This is a genomic window from Hyphomonas sp., assembly GCF_041689225.1.
Lineage (GTDB): Bacteria > Pseudomonadota > Alphaproteobacteria > Caulobacterales > Hyphomonadaceae > Hyphomonas.
The window spans coordinates 63009-82912 of record NZ_JBDNGN010000054.1; the positions used below are offsets into that span (position 1 = coordinate 63009).

At 63.2% G+C, this 19904-nt stretch carries 17 protein-coding genes and 1 pseudogene; 11 read left to right on the forward strand and 7 right to left on the reverse strand.

What is annotated here, in order from left to right; all coding sequences use genetic code 11:
* Window positions 1-39: 39 nt before the first annotated feature.
* The 6 genes and pseudogenes from cobS (at window position 40) to ACESNB_RS04685 (ending at window position 7040) form a co-directional block, all read left to right on the forward strand.
* Window positions 40-1023 (forward strand): cobaltochelatase subunit CobS, encoded by a 984-nt coding sequence (cobS, locus tag ACESNB_RS04660; protein ID WP_373004548.1) that lies wholly within the window; start codon window positions 40-42, stop codon window positions 1021-1023.
* A 10-nt stretch (window positions 1024-1033) separates the two neighbouring features.
* Window positions 1034-1705 carry a dienelactone hydrolase family protein gene (locus ACESNB_RS04665; protein ID WP_373004552.1) on the forward strand — a complete coding sequence of 224 codons (672 nt, stop codon included), beginning with the start codon at window positions 1034-1036 and terminating at the stop codon, window positions 1703-1705.
* Window positions 1706-2116: 411 nt separating this feature from the next.
* Window positions 2117-2664 (forward strand): annotated as a pseudogene (locus tag ACESNB_RS04670) (sterol desaturase family protein).
* A 59-nt stretch (window positions 2665-2723) separates the two neighbouring features.
* Window positions 2724-4718, forward strand: coding sequence for a cobaltochelatase subunit CobT (cobT, locus tag ACESNB_RS04675; protein WP_373004555.1), 1995 nt, complete (start codon window positions 2724-2726; stop codon window positions 4716-4718).
* Window positions 4719-4785: 67 nt separating this feature from the next.
* Window positions 4786-6576, forward strand: a complete 1791-nt coding sequence (locus ACESNB_RS04680; protein WP_373004558.1) for an alpha/beta hydrolase — start codon at window positions 4786-4788, stop codon at window positions 6574-6576.
* 317 nt (window positions 6577-6893) lie between these two features.
* Entirely contained in the window at window positions 6894-7040 is a 147-nt protein-coding gene (locus tag ACESNB_RS04685; RefSeq protein WP_373004561.1) for a hypothetical protein, read from the forward strand.
* An 88-nt stretch (window positions 7041-7128) separates the two neighbouring features.
* On the opposite strand, the gene ACESNB_RS04690 is transcribed toward ACESNB_RS04685, so the two are convergent.
* Window positions 7129-7536: a hypothetical protein gene (locus ACESNB_RS04690; RefSeq protein ID WP_373004564.1), complete on the reverse strand. Its 408-nt coding sequence runs from the start codon at window positions 7534-7536 to the stop codon at window positions 7129-7131.
* Between the two features lie 667 nt (window positions 7537-8203).
* Window positions 8204-9442, reverse strand: a complete 1239-nt coding sequence (locus tag ACESNB_RS04695) for an argininosuccinate synthase (protein ID WP_373004567.1) — start codon at window positions 9440-9442, stop codon at window positions 8204-8206.
* A 172-nt stretch (window positions 9443-9614) separates the two neighbouring features.
* On the opposite strand from ACESNB_RS04695, the gene ACESNB_RS04700 reads away from it, so the two are divergent.
* Window positions 9615-11360, forward strand: a complete 1746-nt coding sequence (locus tag ACESNB_RS04700; protein WP_373004570.1) for a hypothetical protein — start codon at window positions 9615-9617, stop codon at window positions 11358-11360.
* Between the two features lie 2 nt (window positions 11361-11362).
* On the opposite strand, the gene ACESNB_RS04705 is transcribed toward ACESNB_RS04700, so the two are convergent.
* Window positions 11363-11788, reverse strand: a complete 426-nt coding sequence (locus tag ACESNB_RS04705; protein WP_373004574.1) for a DUF4112 domain-containing protein — start codon at window positions 11786-11788, stop codon at window positions 11363-11365.
* A 101-nt stretch (window positions 11789-11889) separates the two neighbouring features.
* On the opposite strand from ACESNB_RS04705, the gene ACESNB_RS04710 reads away from it, so the two are divergent.
* Both ACESNB_RS04710 and ACESNB_RS04715 read left to right on the forward strand, forming a co-directional pair.
* Window positions 11890-12231 (forward strand): DUF952 domain-containing protein, encoded by a 342-nt coding sequence (locus ACESNB_RS04710; RefSeq protein ID WP_373004577.1) that lies wholly within the window; start codon window positions 11890-11892, stop codon window positions 12229-12231.
* Window positions 12232-13284 (forward strand): quinone-dependent dihydroorotate dehydrogenase, encoded by a 1053-nt coding sequence (locus ACESNB_RS04715; protein ID WP_373004580.1) that lies wholly within the window; start codon window positions 12232-12234, stop codon window positions 13282-13284.
* Here ACESNB_RS04715 and ACESNB_RS04720 read toward each other — a convergent pair.
* The 4 genes from ACESNB_RS04720 to ACESNB_RS04735 are packed head-to-tail and all read right to left on the reverse strand — an operon-like array spanning window position 13247 to window position 16672.
* On the reverse strand, window positions 13247-14083 hold the full coding sequence (locus ACESNB_RS04720) for a hypothetical protein (RefSeq protein ID WP_373004583.1): 837 nt from the start codon (window positions 14081-14083) through the stop codon (window positions 13247-13249). The genes ACESNB_RS04715 and ACESNB_RS04720 overlap by 38 nt on opposite strands.
* A 27-nt stretch (window positions 14084-14110) precedes the next feature.
* A complete protein-coding gene (locus ACESNB_RS04725) occupies window positions 14111-14551 on the reverse strand; it encodes an MATE family efflux transporter (RefSeq protein ID WP_373004586.1) in 441 nt (146 codons plus the stop codon).
* A gap of 12 nt (window positions 14552-14563) precedes the next feature.
* On the reverse strand, window positions 14564-15298 hold the full coding sequence (locus ACESNB_RS04730) for a phosphatase PAP2 family protein (RefSeq protein ID WP_373004589.1): 735 nt from the start codon (window positions 15296-15298) through the stop codon (window positions 14564-14566).
* A 60-nt stretch (window positions 15299-15358) separates the two neighbouring features.
* A complete protein-coding gene (locus ACESNB_RS04735) occupies window positions 15359-16672 on the reverse strand; it encodes a dicarboxylate/amino acid:cation symporter (RefSeq protein WP_373004592.1) in 1314 nt (437 codons plus the stop codon).
* A 149-nt stretch (window positions 16673-16821) separates the two neighbouring features.
* On the opposite strand from ACESNB_RS04735, the gene hrpB reads away from it, so the two are divergent.
* Both hrpB and ACESNB_RS04745 read left to right on the forward strand, forming a co-directional pair.
* The gene (gene hrpB / locus ACESNB_RS04740; protein WP_373004595.1) at window positions 16822-19263 is read left to right on the forward strand and encodes an ATP-dependent helicase HrpB; all 2442 of its coding nucleotides are present in this window, start codon (window positions 16822-16824) and stop codon (window positions 19261-19263) included.
* Between the two features lie 51 nt (window positions 19264-19314).
* Window positions 19315-19764 (forward strand): OmpA family protein, encoded by a 450-nt coding sequence (locus tag ACESNB_RS04745; RefSeq protein WP_373004597.1) that lies wholly within the window; start codon window positions 19315-19317, stop codon window positions 19762-19764.
* The last annotated feature ends 140 nt before the right edge of the window (window positions 19765-19904 follow it).

Below are 19904 nucleotides of genomic sequence, written 5' to 3' on the forward strand. Positions count from 1 at the left end.
GTTTGAAAAGATAAATCCTCCCCGACGAGACAGAACTCCATGACTGTAATGAGCGATACCGATGCCCTTGAGGGCATGAAGCCGACCGAGAAGATCAACGTGAAGAAGGTTTTCGGCCTCGACACGACAATGACCGTGCACGGCTTCAAGAAGCGCACCCAATATGTGCCTGAGATCGACCCGGCCTACCGGTTCGATCCCCAGACCACGATGGCGGTCCTCGCCGGCTTTGAGCATAATCGCCGTGTCATGGTCCAAGGCTATCACGGCACAGGCAAGTCGACCCATATTGAGCAGATCGCGGCGCGCCTCAACTGGCCGATGATCCGGGTCAACCTCGACAGCCATGTCAGCCGGATCGACATGGTCGGCAAGGATGCGATCGTCCTGAAGGACGGCAAGCAGATAACCGAATTCCGCGAAGGCATCCTGCCATGGGCGCTTCAGCGCCAGGTTGCCATCTGTTTCGACGAATACGATGCCGGTCGCCCGGACGTGATGTTCGTCATCCAGCGCGTGCTTGAGGCCAGCGGCAAGCTGACCCTGCTCGACCAAAACCGCGTTATCGCGCCAAACCCGTATTTCCGCCTGTTTGCGACAACGAACACGGTCGGCCTTGGCGACACGACAGGCCTCTATCACGGCACGCAGCAGCTCAACCAGGGCCAGATGGACCGTTGGAGCATCGTCACCACGCTGAACTACCTTGAACACGATGCCGAGGTCGAAATCGTGAAATCCAAGGCCACCGGCGTCGATGATGACACGCTGTCCAAGATGGTGACCCTGGCTGATCTCACTCGCAACGCCTTCATGGCCGGCGATCTCTCCACCGTCATGAGTCCGCGGACGGTGATTACATGGGCGGAGAATTTTGCTATCTTCGACAATCTCGGCCACGCATTCCGCATGACGTTCCTCAACAAGTGCGATGAACTCGAGCGTCCGCTGGTCGCTGAAATGTACCAACGGTGCTTCGCCGAGGAACTGCCGGAAAGCGCCCTCATGGTGAAGGTTGCCTGAGACGGACGATATGACTGTAACCAGCCTGACCCTGAAAAGCCGTGACGGCTTTGAGTTTGGCGCCGTACGCGTCGAACCGAAGGGGGCGCGCAAGGGCGGCCTGATCCTCGTGCAGGAAATCTTCGGCATCAATTCCTTCATGATCGATGCGGCGAACCGCTTTGCCGCTCAAGGCTATGAAGTGCTTTTGCCTTCGATGTTTGATCGGCAGCAACCAGGGTTTGCGCGTGAAGACCATTCGCCGGAAGCCCTCGCGGAGGGCGGCGGCTATGCCCGCGCCAACGGGCTGGACGCGGCCATGTCGGACATCGGCGCGTGCGTGGATGCGCTGGAGCGGCCGGTCTTCATCACCGGCTTTTGCTATGGCGGGTCGATTGCCTATATTGCGGCTTGCCGGTTACGCGGGCTTGCGGCATCGGCGACCTATTACGGCAGCCTTCTGCCCGCGTTCAAGGCCGCCGCGCCAAACTGCCCGTCCATCGCGCATTTCGGTCGCCATGACGCGCACATTCCAATGGACGGCGTCGATGCCTTCATTGCGGCGCGCCACGATGTTCCGGTCCATGTCTATGATGCTGGCCATGGCTTTGCCCGGCAAGGCTCGGACGATTACAATCGACCGGCAGATGCCCTGGCATTCCAGCGGACGCTCGAACTTTTTGACAAGGCGCTTATCCGCTGAACGCGGTGAATGTGCATTTCGATCAAAAATAGTCGCTGGTTGGGTTAACCCGGATTTCACGCAGCTGTGCGATGCAGACATATGTCCGAATATGCTCACTCCGTAATGATCCTGTTGTCCGAAAAGGCACAATTCATATTGTGCTTTTTCGCGGTGGTTACGGTTCTGGCCTGGTTCAAAGCCGGGCGCGATGCATTGGACTGGAACGATTCCCTGCGGCATAGCGGGGCCGTCAACCTTGCGATCGTCGCCTTCAATATGGCTGCACTCGTCATTCCGCTCGCGGCGACGGCATTTCTGCTCAACCTGCTGAAGCACCTGCCCCACGTGCCAGCGCAGGTTTGGCAAGACGCCCCGTGGCTCGTGCGGGCACTGATGGCGCTGCTGATTTTTGATCTGGCAAATTATGCCATGCACCGGCTGTCACATTTCAATGCCTGGCTTTGGCCGATGCACGCCGTTCACCCTTCCGATACGGAATTGCATTTACTGTCGGCAAATCGCGCAGACATCCTTGAATGGGTCCTGCTTGTTCCAACCGGCGCGATCGCCGCTTACTTTGCGGCTTGTCGATCAATGACGTGGTGTTCCTGGGTTTGCTGCGCGAGGCACACCAATACTACGTCCATTCCAATTTGGACTGGTCGCACGGCCCGCTGCGCTACATCATCGCCGGCCCGCGCTTTCACCCCTGGCACCATGTCGACCGGGACGATGCCTACAACAAGAATTTCGCGCTCTTCTTTCCCTTTATCGACCTCGCTTTCGGGACCTATTACATGCCCGGCCCGGCCAAAACGATCGCGACGGGGTTTGTCGGCAGCCCGGGTGACCATGCATTGAAATTGCTTGTGTTTCCATTTCGGGAATGGGTCAGGCTCGTGCGCGAACTGGGCGCCGGACGTGTGGGCCGCATCCCACCTCGCGAGCAGCCGGGAAGCGCCCTTCGCCCGGACTAGCGCGGCGGCAACCCGGCATCCCTCTTCGCAAACGCGATCCCGCGCGCTAAGTGATCGTCATGGCCAAGACCGAAACCACCCCTCAGGAACTGTTCAAGCAAGCGCTCGCCGCGACGACCAAGGCGATGACGGCTGACCGCGACGTCGAGGTCGGCTTCGGCAATGATGCAGGCTCTGACGGCGAACGGATCGTCTTGCGGCCGCCACCGGTCGAACTACCTGCGCCCGTGGTCGCGCGCATCCGCGGCGAGGCTGACGCCATCGCCCTGCGCCGGGCGCACCATGATGAAGCGGCACACGTCCAGAACCGCCCGCAGGGCGACCTGCCGCGCAAGGTCTATGACGCGGCCGAACACGCGCGTATCGAAAGCCTCGGCGCCAATGCCATGCGCGGCACGGCCCTCAATCTCGACGCTGTCCTCGAACTGCGCTGCAAGTCCGGCGAATTTGCCATGGGCGCAGAAGACCCGGAAGCGGTCCTCGCCCCGGCGGTGGAATTCCTGCTGCGTGAAAAACTGACCGGCCGCCCGTTGCCGGAAGCCGCCGCTCGCGTGGCCGATGTCTGGCGCGAGCGGGTTGAAGCCGACACGGGCGGCGCGCTCGACAAGCTGATCGCTCAGCTTCACGACCAGCCGGGCTTTGCCAAAACCATTCGCGAAATGATCCGCGACCTCACCGCAGGTGACCAGTCCGGCGACGAGGCCCAAGCCGACGACGACCAGCAGGAACAGGACAGCGAAGACGAACAGTCCCAGCAGGGCGAACAGGATCAGGAATCCGAAGAGCCGATGGGCGCTTCGTCCGAACAGATGGAATCGGGCGACAGCGAGGAAATCGACGGCGAGGAGACAAATGTCAGCGTCGACCAGGATGTCGACCTCGAAGCCGACGAAGACGCTGATGACAGCGATGACGGCTCCAAGCCCCTGCGCCCCAACTTCCGCGACGGCGACGAGCGTGACAAGTTCGCCTACAACGTCTTCACCCGGGCTCATGATGAAGTCGCGCAAGCGGCTGACCTGTGCGACCCGGAAGAGCTGACCCGCCTGCGCGCCTATCTCGACCACCAGCTGATGGGCCTGCAGGGCGCCGTCTCCAAGCTGGCTAACAAGCTGCAGCGCCGCCTGATGGCCCAGCAGAACCGGTCCTGGAGCTTTGATCTCGAAGAAGGCGTGCTCGACACCGCCCGCCTCACCCGTGTCATCACCGACCCGACTGCGGCGCTCACCTTCAAGCAGGAAGACGACAGCAATTTCCGCGACACCGTGGTCACGCTCCTGCTCGACAATTCCGGTTCCATGCGCGGACGTCCGATCATGGTCGCGGCCCTGTGCGCCGACATTCTCGCCCGCACGCTGGAGCGCTGCGGCGTCAAGACCGAGATCCTCGGCTTCACCACCAAGGCATGGAAGGGCGGCATGGCCCGCGAAGACTGGGTCAAGGCCGGCAAGCCGAACGGTCCCGGACGCCTCAACGATGTCCGCCACATCATCTACAAGCAGGCCGATGCCCCGTGGCGCCGCGCCCGCAAGAATCTCGGCCTGATGATGCGCGAAGGCTTGCTGAAAGAGAATATCGACGGCGAAGCCCTACTCTGGGCGCATGATCGCCTGTTCGCGCGCTCCGAACAGCGCAAGATCCTGATGGTGATTTCCGACGGCGCGCCGGTCGATGATTCCACACTCAACGTCAATGTCGGCAACTATCTCGAACGCCACCTGCGCCAGGTCATTGAGGAAATCGAGACCCGCAGCCCGATCGAGCTCATCGCCATCGGCATCGGCCACGATGTCACCCGCTACTACAAGCGCGCCGTCACCATCGTCGACGCTGAACAGCTTGGCGGCGCGATGACGGAACAGTTGGCCAGTCTGTTCGACGAGAACGGCCCCAATCCCAAGGCCATGGCCATCCCGCCGCTGACCGAGCGCACCGTGCGCGGCGCGGTCTCCGGCGCGGCCAGCGGCGCGCCCAGCTATGGCGGACGCAAGACCGGCCTGGGGCGCGATGTAAAAACGACCTCTCTACAGGCGGTCAAAGGCCCCAAATCTTAGGCAAGGACCTGTCCCATATTTCTGCCTTCATGCTAGGGTCTGATGGATCGAACAGGGGACAGGACCGATGCCAGACCATTTCATCCGTACGCCATTTGCGAAGCTGTTGCTGGCGGGCGCATTTGTCCTGCTCGCCGCCTGCGCCTCAAAGCCCGAACCCGACCGCCTCGTCCTGCTCGGCGACGCACAGGCCGTCGGCGACACCGTTCAAGAAATTGCCCTCGCCCGCGCCCTGCTCGCCGATCCGGACGTCAAGGGCGACCTGCGCACCGATCTCGGCGATATCCTCGCCAAGGCAGGCCAGACCGAAGCCGCCCTGGCGGCCTATCACCGCGTCCTGACTGCCGCGAGCGCCGAAACCCCGCCAAACTATGCCCGCCAGATCGACCTGCGCGCCCGGATGGCCGAAATCGCGCTCGATGCCGGTGACACGGCTCGGGCCACCGAGGAAATCGCCAGCGCCGCTCGCCTCGTGCGCGTCCATCTCGGCACCGATCATCCGCGCCTCGCCCCGCTCCTCGCCTTTGCCGTCGAGAACGGTCTCGACACGGCTCGTATCGCAAACGTCACCGGCCTGCAGGTCAACGCGGCGCTGATCCAGAGCGTCGAACGCGCGCGAGAGCGCCCCGTCGCCGTCGCCAGCAGCACCGAAGGCACACGCGGCGGCGTCGAACCGGACTTCGACCTTGTCCGCGTCTTCTTCGGCACCAATCGCGCGCCCCAGGGCGGCAAGCTCAAACGCGTCGATGGCCGGCCCGTCCTCGACGCGAAAACCTATTATGGCGGCAAGTCCGCGCCGCTGCAGACCGGAAGCGTCATGGTCTCGGTGCCGCGCAACCGTGCGCTGGGCGAAATTCCCAAGCCCGGCCTGTTCACGTTTGACCGGCGCCCCAACCCGGCGAAATATGTCATCCTCGGAGACATGAAAATCGACGCGACCATGGCGGAATTCCTCGCCAATGTCCGCATCTCGCTCGCCCGCTCCCAGCGCCGCGAAATCTTCATCTTCATCCACGGCTACAATACTGATTTCCCCACGGCGGTTGAGCGCACCGCCCAGCTCGCGGTCGACCTCGAAATTGATGGCGCGCCCGTGCTCTATTCCTGGCCGTCAGCGGGCAGCGTCTTCGGCTACAAGACCGACCGCAAACAGATCACTCAACAGACTGTCGACGATCTCGAACACTTCCTCCACGTCCTCACCGAGCAGACCGGCGCCGAGCGCGTCAACATTGTCGCCCATTCCATGGGCAATGAATTCCTCGTCCGCGCCCTGCAGGAAATGGCCGACGACGAGCGCGCCGTGCCCAAGCCCTTCGACCAGGTCGTCTTTGCCTCGCCCGATGTCGATGCAGAGGAATTCATCGAGATGATGAATCGTGTCGATGGCCTCGCCAAGGACATGACCCTCTATGCCAGCTCCAAGGATCGCGCGCTCCAGGCCTCGCGCCGCTTCAACGGCTCGGGCCGCCGCGCGGGTGATGCTACAGAGCCGGTGCTCCTCGCCGGCCTCAACACGGTCGACACGACGCAGGGCACTGCCGGCGGCCTCGCGCTTGGCCATACCGATATTTTCGGCGCCGCCTTCTCTGATTTCCAGGCCATCACCTGGCTCAGCCTCGAGCCGGAACAGCGCTGCATCCTCGGCAAGCAGGAGATCAAGTCCGGCACGGCCTGGATCTTCGGCACGCCCCGCTCGGAATTCTGCAACGCCGACGGCTTCTCCGCCGCCATCACCTCCGTCCGCCGCCTCGGCCGCGACAACGCCCTGGCAGACCTCACCGCCCGCGCCAGTGCGCCAACGGAAGACGCCACCCGCTGGCAATCCGCCCTCAAGATCGTCGAAAGCCTGCAATAGGTTTTGTCCGTCCCCCGGCGAAAGCCGGGGCCTCAGGCCTCCAAGAGCGCGGCGCTCCCTGTGCGAAGTCGAAGGACGAGCGCACCGCCGGATCATTGCACGCGCCATAATTCAACCAGAAAAACGACGCCAATAGGTAGAAATCGATTTCCCTTTCAGGTAATGTGGAGCGGTCTGGCCAGGCAACATTGACGTCAACTGAATTGGAGAGTGGAAATGTTGTCTTTATTGGCGGCCCCCTGGCCGCAATAATGATTGTGGTCGCAGGTTCGCCTGCGACCAGCGCGACAAGCCCTGTCGCAGCGTCGGCAAAAAACATGTCGGTCGCCCCATGGGCACAGCCGGCCGGCACGACCTCCTATGGCTGCACCCTCGTCATGGATACGGGATTTTCCTGTATCTGGGATTGCGGCGGTGACTGGATCATTGCCGACACAGATGACTGTTCGATCCCGCCGAACTAAATCTCGCCGAAGCGCCCATCTGGGCGTTTCGGAATGATCGGCTCAGTGTGGCGTGGCGAGGGACCATGGAGTCCCTCGCCACGCCTTCTTATCCCTGACGCTCCACCAAAGCCGCAAACCCTCTCCGTATCGCGCGCAAATATTTCACCGCCGTTTCGCGGTGCTTCACCGACTTGGCCTTCTTCGGCAACCGGCTCAGCCAGTGCGAATTCGGCCCCATGGGGAAGTCGCGTAATAGTTCGCGGCTCAAGGGCAGGGGCCTCCGCGACATCACGTCGACATAGGTGTCGAGCTCGGCCAGCGACGTGAACACCAGCCCCACCCCGTCCACCTCCACCAGCAACACAGGCCAGCCCTTGCCCCCCACTGGCCCCGGCCGCGGCGGATCGAACCGCGTCGCGCGCGAAAAGCTCTCCCCATCGAGCGCCCGATGCACCCAATACGTCATCACCGAAACCGGCGGCGTTTTCCAATAGGTGATCTGGTGGGATTTCAAGTCCCGGTCCCTCAATCCAGCATGTCGACGGCATGGTATAAATTTAGCCGCGGCTGCGGTGATGGTAAGACCCGCCAACACCGACGCTCGCGTTTCAAGTCTAAACTATCAAACCGGATGTCTCATTATCGTTGACACGTTCCGGCTCAATAATTAGATCAGCATCCTTCCATGGCTCAACCGAATGTTGCTAATAGATAGAACGAAAATAGGCTTCAGTGTGTAAGTGCGCATGCAGGAGAATTTCACCTGCCAACCAGTCCAAGTATTCTCCGGTCCGGGACATCTGTTTAATATAGACCCGTGCAACTTCTGAGCTCTCCAGGCTGGAAAATGGGCAGTCCGAAAGTTCCCAAACCGCCGGGCCTTCCACCACGACAATTCTCGAAGACCCCAAAAACTCGTCAATGTGAGCCCGTACTCCCGCAGTTGGAATGCTTTCAGTCCAAGTGTGTTTCGGATCAATTTTCCGGTGACAATACCTATCTAACTCCGCCGTTGAGAAGGTGTCGGATGGCAACATCGATATCCGCGTACTCTTACCTGCGTGCGGTAATCCTTCAAGCGTGATTAATCAAATTCCAAGCGCGTTCATATCGCTTGCCCAATTGAGAAACTGGGTGAGTATTTGATTGCTCTCGACTCGAATTATCTTTTGCAATTCAGTCTAGTTCTTCCCAAACTTCCGGTCCCGCCCGGCCAGCAACCGCAACCTCAGCGCATTCAGCTTGATAAAGCCTTCCGCGTCTTTCTGGTCATAGGCGCCGTGATCGTCTTCGAAGGTGACGATCTTCTCCGAGTACAGAGAATAAGGCGATGAGCGGCCGGTCAGGTAGGCCTGGCCCTTGTAGAGCTTGATCGTCACGTCGCCGGTCACCCAGCGCTGCGAGTAATCAATCGCGGCCTGCAGCATTTCGCGCTCCGGGCTCCACCAGAAGCCATTGTAGATCAGCTCGGCATATTTCGGCATCAGCTCGTCTTTGAGGTGCGCCGCGCCACGGTCGAGCGTGGCCTGTTCGATGCCCCGGTGCGCCACCAGCAGGATCGTGCCGCCGGGTGTCTCGTATATGCCGCGAGACTTCATGCCGACGAAACGGTTTTCCAACAGGTCCAGCCGGCCAATGCCATGCTTCTTGCCATAGGCGTTGAGCGCCGTGAGGATCGTGGCGGGGCTCATCGCCTCGCCATTGATGGCGCAGGCATCGCCGCGCTCGAAGCCGATCGTGATCGTCTCGGGCTCGTCCGGCGCCTCTTCCGGGCTGATCGTGCGCATGTGCACGAATTCCGGCGCTTCCACTGCCGGGTCTTCCAGCACCTTGCCCTCGGACGAGGAGTGCAGAAGGTTCGCGTCCACGCTGAACGGCGCGTCGCCCTTCTTGTCCTTGGCGATCTCGATGCCGTGGGACTCCGCGAATTTCATCAGGTCGGTGCGGGATTTGAATTCCCAGTCGCGCCACGGAGCGATCACCTTGATGTCCGGGTTCAGGCCGTAATAGCCAAGCTCGAAACGCACCTGGTCATTGCCCTTGCCGGTTGCGCCATGACAGACGGCGTCTGCGCCCACCATGTCGGCAATCTCGATCTGGCGCTTGGCGATCAGCGGCCGCGCGATGCTCGTGCCCAGCAGGTAGACGCCCTCATACACGGCATTGGCCCGGAACATCGGGAACACGAAATCGCGCACGAATTCCTCGCGCACATCCTCGATGAAGATGTTTTCCGGCTTCACGCCCGCCGCCAGCGCCTTGGCGCGGGCCGGTTCCAACTCTTCGCCCTGGCCAAGGTCCGCCGTGAATGTGACAATCTCTGCGCCGAACTCGGTCTGCAGCCATTTCAGGATGATCGATGTGTCGAGACCCCCGGAATAGGCGAGGACAACTTTCTTCGGGGCGGCTTTGGCAGGCATGGGCGGGCACCTTTGTTGTGCATAGGGTCAAGCAGTGTTGCATTAAGGACAGATCGGGGCAGTGACAAGCCGGGCGCCGGGCCATTTCCTATGGTTAAAGAAGTCCTAAGCCGCTATAAATGGCCGACACCGTTTAATTCAGGAGCGTCCTTCGGGGCGTGAGATCGCCCAGATGTTCACCAAGGACTTCGTCAAACCTCAGCCGGTCCGGCCGATGATCCCTGACAGTGTGCGCTACACGGTGCGCGCCGCGCAGGATGCTGGCCGCCGGGCGGAAGAACGCGCCAACCTGAACATGCCGTTCCGTGCGCGCTTGCGCGCCCGGGATGGCGTGCGCCCGCAATCAACGCTGGCCATCATTTCCGGCATCGAGAACCAGGCCCAGACCAAGACGGCCACGCCGCCGCGCGGGCCGATCCGTCCACTGCGCGCTGTGCCGGCCAATCCGGGCCTCCTCGCGCTTGGCAGCAACGGCAAGGTTGGCATCCTGTCGGGCGGCGGAAATGGTGACGATGACGGCGGCAACCGCCTCTCCGATATCTCCCAGTTCGCCTTTGCCGGTCTCGCCGTTCTGGGCCTCGCCGGCCTTTCGGTCATGGCGGCTGAAAGCGCGCTGCATGGCGGCACGGACGGCAATGCCGGCCCGCTGGCCGACCTGCCCCCCTCGCTCACCCCCAGTGGCGGCGCTGCCTCCTCCGTCGCCATGGCGGCGGCGTCGACGCCGTCGGATGCCATGCCTACCGCCTGGTTCGACTATCGCGGCCTCGCCGACCGGCTCGCCAGCAACAAGGCTGCCTACGAAACCGCCCAGCGCGACGCCGCTGCCGCTGAGTCCGAACAGGACCGGATTCAGGCTGCCAGCGCGATCGCAGATGCCGAAGCCCGCCGTGTCGCCGAAACCGCCGCGCAGGATGCCGACGCCGAGCAGGCCCGCCTCGCTGCGGCCGAGCTTGAAAAGACCCGGCTCGCTGAAGCCGAAGCGGCCCGCGTCGCTGAAGCCGAACAGGTTCGCCTCGCCAACCTCAAGGTCGAACAGGACGCCGCCGCCGCCGCCGAGACCAAGCGCCTCGCCGATCTCGAAACCCGCCGCCTCGCCGAGGCCGAAGCCGAGACCCGGCGCCTCGCGGACCTGAAAGCCAAGGCAGACGCCAGGGCCGAACAGAAACGCCTCGCGGCCCTCGCCGTCGAGAACCAGAAGAAGCGTCTCGCCGCCGCGGCCGCCGCCGAGGAGACACGCCTCGCCGCCATCACGGCCAGCGTCGCCGTTCCCGCCACCAGCCCCGGCCTTGCCACCCCCTCACCCACCCCGCGCCGCACCCGCCAGATGGTCGCGCATACCGGTGCCGTTCCCCCGCCCCCCAAGCTTAAACCGGCCGGTTCCGGCATCATCCTCGCGTCCCTCAGCGCCCCCGTCACCCGCCCCGTGCCACCCCCGTCCTACACCCGTGCCACCCCCACAGTCCGCCCGTTCAACACCGCTCCCGCCCCAGTCACGTCGCGCAATGTGGACGCATTCATGGCCGAGCGTGTCGAGCTCACTGCGGCGCAAGCCCTTGATTCCAATATGCTAAATACAATGCGCACGGATTTCCTGCGTCTCGTTGACACCCAGGCCGACGGAACCACTCAAATCCTGAAAACTCCCGACGGCCGCGACCTCACCATCGTCATCGAGCGCTCGACAAGTCGCGAAGCCAGCAAATCGACGGTCCGGACCATCGAATATACGGCCCAGCCAACCGATTCCGTCGTCCGCTTCACCTCCGATGTTGTCCCGATGAAAGTCTCGGTCATGTGCCGGGATATCGCCTATGCCTTTCCGGGGCAGGAACGCGGTCGGTTCGCGGCGTGCCACGCGCCGACAGGCGGATGGGTTCTCGCGCGGGCGTCAGACACAAGCGCCTTGCCGCTCACCTGATCTCAGGCTCGGGCTGACGCAGCCTCGCGGGCATGGCGCTGCGCCTTGCGGGTCAGGTGTTTCTCTATAACCTTGAAATTCTTGGTGTTTGACTTGAAGAAGAAGTCGAAAATATCGCCCAAGATCGGGATCGCGCCAATCACCGTATCGAACAGCAGGTTCCAGCCTATCTGGACCGCCGCGATTGGGTGCAGCTTCAGCCGGATCGCCGTGGCTAGCGCATAGGTTCCCGCGATTCCCGTAACAACGTCGCCGGCAACAGGTATGAGACCGAGCAGCGAATCCACACCGAACCGCGCACCCATGACCGAGAACTGCGAATCCAGCATCCGAGAAAACACGCCAAGCCGGCGCAGTTCCTCTTCCACAGTCCGCCCATTCTCCAGCCGGACGTTCAGGTGGGCCTGATCGGCAATGTCCTTGGCCATGTTGGATTCCCTTCCGGCACTGCAGCCAGAGGATCGCACATCGCGTCAGGGACTCAAGCCGCGAGTTGCCGTCCGCCTCAAAGCCTGCTGAAACGGCCGTCATGAACAATACGCATGTCTACAAGTTGCTGACTCTGCCCGATTGGGAGGCAGCCAAGGCTACCGGCGCGACGGCGACAGCGCTCGACCGGAAAGACCGTTACGTCCACCTCTCGGCGCGCAATACTGTCGCCGAAACAGCCAGGCTGCATTATGCAGGGCAGAAGCATGTCCGGCTTCTGGAGTTCGCGATCACCGATCTGCCGCCCCTGAAATGGGAGCCGAGCCGAGGCGGAATCATGTTCCCGCATCTCTATGGCACCCTCGAAATCAAGCACGCCTGCCGTCAGTGGACGCTAGCGCTGGACCCTCAGGGCATTCCTGTGCTGCCGGAGGATCTCTAGATGGGTCTCACGGATATCGGCGTGAACTTCGTCAAGCTGTTGCCCCCGGAAGCGGCCCATACAGCCACGATACGGGCGCTGGAGAAGGGACTCGGCGCGCCCTTGCGTGCGTCCACATTCGACCCTATCCTCGCGACGACGTTGCCGAAATCGGGCTTGAAACTCGCCGCCCCTGTCGGCTTGGCCGCAGGCTTCGACAAGAATTGCGAAGTGCCCTCGGCCATGGCCCGGTTCGGTTTCGGCTTCATCGAATGTGGAACGGTCACGCCCCTGCCGCAACCGGGAAACCCCAAACCGCGCCTGTTCCGCCTCAGCGAAGACCGGGCCGTGATCAACCGGATGGGTTTCAATAATTACGGCCTCGATTATTTCGTCCGGCGCCTGTCGAAATATCGCGCGCCGGTGCCGATCGGCGCGAATGTCGGCGCCAACAAGGACAGCACGGACCGGATCGCGGACTATGTGAAGGGTATCGAGGCCGTGGCGCCGCATGCCGCTTACGTCACCGTCAATATCTCGTCGCCCAATACGCCCGGATTGCGGGGCCTGCAGGACAAGGCTGCGCTTGAGGCGTTGTTGTTAGCCTGCGGCGCGGCTGACCGCGCGGGCAAGCCCGTCTTCCTCAAGGTCGCGCCCGATCTTGATGCCGAGGCGATCAAGGACATTGTCGGCGTGGTAGGCAACCAGGGGGTCTGGCTATCCGGCCTGATCGTGTCGAATACGACACTCGCCCGGCCTGACAGCCTGGCGAGTCGCGACCGGGAACAGGCCGGCGGCCTGTCAGGCGCGCCGCTGATGGCGCCGTCGACCGAGATCCTGAAAGCCTTTGCGAAGGCGCTGAAGGGTGAATTCGACCTGATCGGTGCGGGCGGCATTTCCAGTGCAGCCGACGCTTATGCGAAAATTCGGGCCGGTGCGAATGCCGTGCAGCTCTATTCGGCGCTGGTCTATTCCGGCCCCGGTCTCGTGGCGGACATCCACCGTGAACTAGCCACCCTGCTCAAGGCGGACGGATTCACGTCGCTCGCACAGGCGGTCGGGAAAGACCTCTGAACAGGCGCGGCACGAACCAGCCAAGCGCCGCAGCGCGATAAACATACATGGTCAGGAACGCCACCCAGACGCCCGCATTGCCGAAGGCGGGGCGCAGCAACATGTCCGTCGCCAGGTACAGCAGGGCCGAGATCACGCCCGCCGTGCGCAGCGCCTTGCCCTGCGTGGTGCCGAGGAACAATCCGTCGAGTTGCCACGCGGTGACTCCAAGCAAGGGAACGGCGGCGCAATAGGGCAGGAAATCCAGCGCTGCGCGGCGCGCCTCCGGGTCGGCGATGAATAACTCGATGACCCAGCCGCCCCCGATGAAATACGCAAGGGCAAACACGGCGCCGAAGGCGAAGGCGAATTCCGATGTCAGTCGCATCGCCCGCGCGAGGCGCTTTCCGTCTGATGTGCCATAGGCTTCGCCCGTCTCCTTTTCGGCAACGAAGGCAAAGCCATCGAGTACGAAGGCGGCGACCGTGATGAACTGCAGCAGGACTTCATTGCCTGCTGTGGCAGCTGTGCTGATCAGCGTGCCGGAACGCACGAACCAGCCGAAACAGAATACGAGCGCCAGCGTGCGAATCATGATGTCGCGATTGGCGGAAAACAGCGCGGACAGCTTGGCGGGATCTGCCAGGCGCCCAGTTGCGCCGAAGCCCTTGCGCACGAGGATAAGGCCGACCGCGAGCGCCGTCCACTCGGCGATCGCGGTGCCTGCGCCGATGCCTGTGGGGCCAAGGTCGAGCCCGGCGACGAACCACACGTCCAGTACGACGTTTACGCCGTTCAGTACGATCTGTACGGCAAGCATCTGCCCGGTCTTTCCGGTGCCCAGAAGTCAGCCTGTAATGCCCAAACCCATGAGATAGGCGGGGGCGCCGAAGATGCGGGCGTTGAAATAGCCGGCGGCAAGGGATTCCACTTCGGCTGTGCTGGCAAAGGCCGCGAAGGTGAGCCATCTGAGCAAGGGCGACAGCAGGAAGAGGCCAAGTCCGATGGCGCCGCCAAGCATCATGGCGCGCAGCAGGATGGCGCGGACTTCAGGCCCGTCGCCCCGGCCGTTGGCCTGCGCGGCGAGGCCTGTGGTCGACATGCGCAGGAAGCCGAATCCCCAATAGATAATGCTGTATGCGACGGCTGCGATGGCGACGGCGGCGAGGTCTGCCTTGTCGCCGAACCGGCCCATGGCGGCGGTATCGACAATGCCCGTCGTGGCCGTTGCAGCCTGGGCCAGCACGATGGGAATCGCGAGCGAGAGGATTTTCCGGCGGGTGAGCATCGCGTTCCGGGCCTAGGAGAGCGCCTCGTAAAACGTGTGCGCAAAGGGCAGTGCGTACCATGCATAGAGGGGGGCGGTAAGGGCGAAACAGGCCAGCAGGAGGTGTGTGGTGCGGGGGGTGGCAGGGGGGTGGGACGGGTGTGCCAGGACCGAGGCAAGTCCAGCAAGAAGGAGGCCGCCGAGCGCGAGCCCGGCGAGCGCGTCACTTGGCCAGTGCGCGCCGACATAGACGCGCGAAGCGGCGATCAGGAGGGCGAGCAGTGCGAGCGCCGCCGTTGCGATCCATCGCTTGGGGCCCGTCAGCGACCGGAACACCAAAACGGCCAAGGCGCCATAGATCAGGGTGGCGTTTGCCGCGTGTCCGCTGGGAAAGCTGAATCCATCGGCTCCGGCATAGAGATCGATTGTCGGCCGGGTGCGTGCGGTGCCGGATTTGATGAGATTGACCAGCAGAGGCAGCAACAGGAACGCAGTCGCGGTGGCGGCTGCTGGGCGCCATGCCCGCTGCATGGCCAAGGCGATCACCACGAGTACGCCCATGGGTTTGAGGTAGGCACCATCCCCGAGCGATGTGATGGCGAGCATGACGTCGGTCAGCGCCGGGTTACGCCAGCTTGCCACCCAACCGGCGAAAGCCTGATCGAATGCGACGACGTTCCAGATGCTGGTCACGCCCAGCGCCATCAGCACAAATATGAGCAGGCAGGCCGCGCCGCCAGCGAAATAGCGTGCTGCGGCGCGGTCCACCAAAGCCATCATTTCCGGCCTATGGCGACACGGAATAAGTGATCCATCGGGCGCTTTGACCTACACACGGTCGCGGGCGCGGAAGACGACTTCGTCGAGTTCGCCCTCCCATTTTGCGACCGCTGTCGCAACCGCGAGATCGCCCGTAATATTGGTCACGGTGCGCATCATGTCGAGGATTCGGTCAAACGGGAAAAGGAGCGCGATGATCAGGACGGTCTGGTCTGGCGACACGCCGACCACGCTGAGTGTCGTCGCGGCGAGGAACAGGCTGACAGACGGAATGCCCGCGGTGCCGATGGAGACCAGTGTCGCCATCAGGGCGATGGTAAAGTACATGCTGACGGTCATCTCGATGCCGAGCGCCTGCGCGGCAAAAAGGGCAATCAGGCCCTGATAGAGCGCCGTGCCGTCCATGTTGATGGTCGCCCCAAGCGGGAGGACAGAGGAGGCAATCGGCTTGCCGATGCCGAGGTTTGCTGTTGCGCACGAGATCGTCATTGGTAGGGTGGCGTTCGACGACGAGGTCGAGAACGCGACGGCTTGCGCATCGACCGCGCCCCGGAAGAAGTCGAACAAGGGCAGGCGCAGCAGGCCTTTGATGATGAAACCATAGGTGATCAATATGTGCAGGCCGCAGGCGATATAGAGCGAGGCCGTCATCTTGCCGAGCACCGCAAGAATCGTCAGCCCGCGGTCGCCCATGACCCAGGCCATCAGTGCGAAAACGCCCAAAGGCGCGGTTTCCATGACGATCAGGGTCAGTTTCATCATCGCTTCGGCGGCACTGTTCATCACGTTCGCCAGTGGTTTGCCGGTGTCGCCCGACATCAGGATGCCGATGCCGAACAGGATGGCGAAGAAGATGATCGGCAACACGTCGCCCTGTGCCATGGCGGCAACAGGATTGGTCGGGATGATGGACAGGATGGTGTGCATCAATTGCTCACCGACGCTGCCGGGCTGGGGGTTAGCAGCAAGCTGCGAGCGGGCGCTTTCAAGATCGGCCGTGGCGACGGTTGTCGTATCAAAACCCGCGCCGGGCTGGATCAGGCTGCCGATCAGCAGGCCAATCGAGACCGCGATCAGGGTTGTGCACATGTACATGGCCAGTGCGCGTCCGCCGAGGCTGCCAAGCTTTTTCGGGTCGCCCATGGCCAGAACGCCGGAGACAAGCGTGGTGAAGATCAGCGGCACGACCAGCATCTTGATGAGGTTGATGAAGGCGTCGCCAATCGGTTTGGCCCATGCGGTGACATTGGCACCGGCGGCGTCTGCGCCAAGTGCCTGACGCAGGAGGAGCCCGGTGACCGCGCCGAGCACGAGGCCGACCACAACCCGTTTCCAGAGATCTATTCGAAACCACCAGCCCATAAGCCACTCCCATCAATTCTGAAGCCGGGACGGTAGGGTGGCTTCGCGGGGAAGGCAAATGCCCAGACGGCGATTGCCGCGCCGGGAGGCACACTGCCTAAGCAATAGCCATTGCCCTTCACGGGCCCCCCACCCTATGTCTTCGCACCATGACCGCCGCAATCGCCCCTCTTCCCATTGACGACGTGCTGGCCGACGTCTGCGCGGCCCTGCGCGATGGCACCCGCCTGGTGCTCGCGGCCCCGCCGGGGGCAGGCAAGACGACGCGCGTGCCGCTGGCGCTAGCAGGCCTGATCGGCACACCGGAAGTTATTGCCGGACGCATCCTATTGCTTGAACCCCGCCGGGTAGCCGCCCGCATGGCCGCGACGCGCATGGCCCAGAGCCTCGGCGAGACGCTGGGCCAGACCGTCGGCCTGACGACGCGGGTGGACCGCAAGGTTTCCGCCGCGACGCGTATTGAAGTCATCACGGACGGCCTGTTCACACGGCGTATCCTGTCCGATCCCGAACTGAAGGGTGTCGGGGCCGTGATCTTTGACGAATTCCACGAGCGGCGCCTCAATGCCGATCTCGGCCTCGCGCTGGCGTTGGAGGCGCAGGGCGTACTCAGCGAGCGCCTGCGGATACTGATCATGTCGGCGACGCTCGACACAGGCCGGGTGGCGACGGCGATTGACGCGCCGGTGATCGAAAGTGCCGGTCGCCAGTTCGAGGTCGAGACGCGCTATCTCGGGCGCTCGACCGACCGGATAGAAGACCGCATGGCCGCCGCGATCCGGCGCGCCCTGCGGGAGGAAAAAGGATCTGTGCTGGCTTTCCTGCCCGGCGCGCGAGAAATTTCGCGGGTCGCCGAACGGCTGGAAGACCTGCCAGCCGATTGTGTCGTCACGCCGCTGTTCGGGGCCTTGTCGCCAGCCGAGCAGGACGCTGCGGTTTCCGCTGCCCCGGCGGGCGTGCGCAAGATCGTGCTGGCGACCGATATTGCCGAAAGTGCACTCACGATCGACGGCGTGACGATCGTGATCGACAGCGGCCTCGCCCGGGTCGCCGAAGACGATGCGGGTGGCCTCGGCCAGCGCCTGACGACGGTGAAGGCCTCGCGGGCATCTGTCGACCAGCGGCGGGGCAGGGCAGGACGCACGGCGCCGGGCGTCTGCTATCGCCTCTGGGACGAGGCGGCGACGCGCGGTCTGGTCGCGGCGCCGCAACCGGAAATTCTCAGCAGTGACCTGTCAGGCTTCGTGCTGGCACTCGCCGAATGGGGTGAGCGGGATGCGGGCAACTTGACATGGCTGGATGTGCCGCCCGCCGGGAAGCTGAAGGCGGCAACCGACATGTTGCTGCAACTGGGCGCACTCGACGATGGCGGCGGGCTGACAGCGCTGGGGGCCGAGATGGCGCGGCTACCCTTGTCGCCGCGCCTCGCGGCACTCGTGGCCGGGGCAGGTTCACCGGGGGAACGCGCGCTGGCGGCCGATATTGCGGCGCTGGCCGGGGAGCGCGGGATTGGCGGCAATTCCGCCGACATACGCGACCGGTTGGCACGCTTCCGGGCAGACAGGTCTCCGCGCGCGCGGACCCTGCAGCAGCAGGCCAAGTCCTGGGGCAAGGGGGCCGCGCCACAGGGAGATCTTGCGCGGTTGCTGTCTGAGGCCTGGCCGGACCAGATCGCGCGGGCCCGGCCCGGCAGTGCAGGCGTCTACCTGATGGCTTCTGGCCGGGCGGCCCGCCTTCCGGAGACGGACAGTCTCGCCAAATCCGAATGGCTTGTCGTCGCTGACCTGGGCGGGGCAAGCGGGCAGGCGCGGATCACGCTGGCCGCACCGCTCAGCGAAGCGGACGCCCTGGCCTGGGGCGGCGTGACAATAGAAGAGCGCGCGGACTTTGATCCGAAGACGGCGCGGTTTGCGGCCCGCCGTGTCAGGGCAATGGGCGCGATTGTCCTTTCGGAAGCGCCCCTGCCGAAGCCCGCCCCGAAAGTGGCGGCAAAGGCGATGCTGGATGCCGTGATGGCGGACGGTTTTGACGCCATTGGCGCAGGTCATGTCGTGGACGAGACGCTCGGACGTGTCGGTGTGCTTGAGCGCGCCGGGCTGGTGGAGCCGACAGGCATGACGAAAGCCGGATTGCGCGACAGCGCGGCAGACTGGCTGATGCCGTTGCTGAAGCGACAGGGCGCGCGCGTGCCCAGCGACGGCAAAGTGCGCGATGCGCTTGTCGATTCATTCGACTGGCAATTGCAGGATGCGTTGCGGCTATATGCGCCCCGGACGTTAACGCTGCCATGCGGGCAAATGGCTTCGGTGGACTATGTCGATCCGCGTGCGCCCCTCGTCTCGGCGCGGGCGCAGGCCTTCTATGGGCTGGCGACCCATCCATCGATTGCTTCGGGCCGGGTGCCGGTGACGGTCGAACTGCTGTCGCCGGGCATGAAACCGGCCGCCACGACGCAGGACCTGCCGCGCTTCTGGGACAATGGCTATCGCGACATGGCGAAGGATATGCGCGGGCGTTATCCCAAGCATGATTGGCCGGAACAGCCTGCAACGGCGCGGGCCCATGAGGGCCGGACAAAGAAAAGACTCTAGGCGGGAACAAACCGGTCCATGGGGGATTGAACCAAGTTGCTGGAGGCTATCATGAAAATCGCTCTTTACCTGTTTGCGCCGCTATTGCTGGCCGCGTGTGTGTCGCGTTCGGTTCCGCCCACCGCGTCGGTTGCTGAAGACGACATGGCTGTTGCACCGGATTGTTCGGAAGAACGTTTCGCCATCTATTTCGAAGAGGGCATGAGCGCCCTGTCGGACGAATCCGACGCTGTGGTCGATGCCGTATCTGATTCCTATGCACGCTGCGATCTCTACAAGATGGAGATCAGGGGGCATGCCGATGCCAGCGGAGACGCGGTGACGAACCAGGTCATTTCTGCGGCGCGGGCCGAAGCCGTGCTTGAGGCCCTGAAGACGCGCGGCGTCGATGCCGAACGGGTGCACCTTGTTGCGTATGGCGAACAGGATGCCGTCACGGCCAGCGGCGCCGAAGAGCCGCTCAACCGCAAGACCGAAGTCCGGCTCTTTCCGGAAAGCTGACCTAAAGCACTTCCGCATCATTTGACTCCATATCCAGCAGCTTTGAAGTAGTTCTGGCATTCGTCGGCTGAGTAGAGGTCGATGACCGAGGCGATTGCGTTGTGGAGGTCTTCGATTGTCCTCGCGCCGATCCGTCTGAG

Coding starts and splice junctions, on each gene's coding strand:
- ACESNB_RS04695 (WP_373004567.1), bottom strand. CDS start 9,442: ATGCCTGCCAAAGCCGCCCCGAAGAAAGTTGTCCTCGCCTATTCCGGG.
- ACESNB_RS04700 (WP_373004570.1), top strand. CDS start 9,615: ATGTTCACCAAGGACTTCGTCAAACCTCAGCCGGTCCGGCCGATGATC.
- ACESNB_RS04735 (WP_373004592.1), bottom strand. CDS start 16,672: ATGGGCTGGTGGTTTCGAATAGATCTCTGGAAACGGGTTGTGGTCGGC.
- ACESNB_RS04680 (WP_373004558.1), top strand. CDS start 4,786: ATGCCAGACCATTTCATCCGTACGCCATTTGCGAAGCTGTTGCTGGCG.
- cobT (WP_373004555.1), top strand. CDS start 2,724: ATGGCCAAGACCGAAACCACCCCTCAGGAACTGTTCAAGCAAGCGCTC.
- ACESNB_RS04685 (WP_373004561.1), top strand. CDS start 6,894: ATGTCGGTCGCCCCATGGGCACAGCCGGCCGGCACGACCTCCTATGGC.
- ACESNB_RS04745 (WP_373004597.1), top strand. CDS start 19,315: ATGAAAATCGCTCTTTACCTGTTTGCGCCGCTATTGCTGGCCGCGTGT.
- ACESNB_RS04720 (WP_373004583.1), bottom strand. CDS start 14,083: ATGCTTGCCGTACAGATCGTACTGAACGGCGTAAACGTCGTACTGGAC.
- ACESNB_RS04710 (WP_373004577.1), top strand. CDS start 11,890: ATGAACAATACGCATGTCTACAAGTTGCTGACTCTGCCCGATTGGGAG.
- ACESNB_RS04705 (WP_373004574.1), bottom strand. CDS start 11,788: ATGGCCAAGGACATTGCCGATCAGGCCCACCTGAACGTCCGGCTGGAG.
- cobS (WP_373004548.1), top strand. CDS start 40: ATGACTGTAATGAGCGATACCGATGCCCTTGAGGGCATGAAGCCGACC.
- ACESNB_RS04715 (WP_373004580.1), top strand. CDS start 12,232: ATGGGTCTCACGGATATCGGCGTGAACTTCGTCAAGCTGTTGCCCCCG.
- ACESNB_RS04725 (WP_373004586.1), bottom strand. CDS start 14,551: ATGCTCACCCGCCGGAAAATCCTCTCGCTCGCGATTCCCATCGTGCTG.
- hrpB (WP_373004595.1), top strand. CDS start 16,822: ATGACCGCCGCAATCGCCCCTCTTCCCATTGACGACGTGCTGGCCGAC.
- ACESNB_RS04665 (WP_373004552.1), top strand. CDS start 1,034: ATGACTGTAACCAGCCTGACCCTGAAAAGCCGTGACGGCTTTGAGTTT.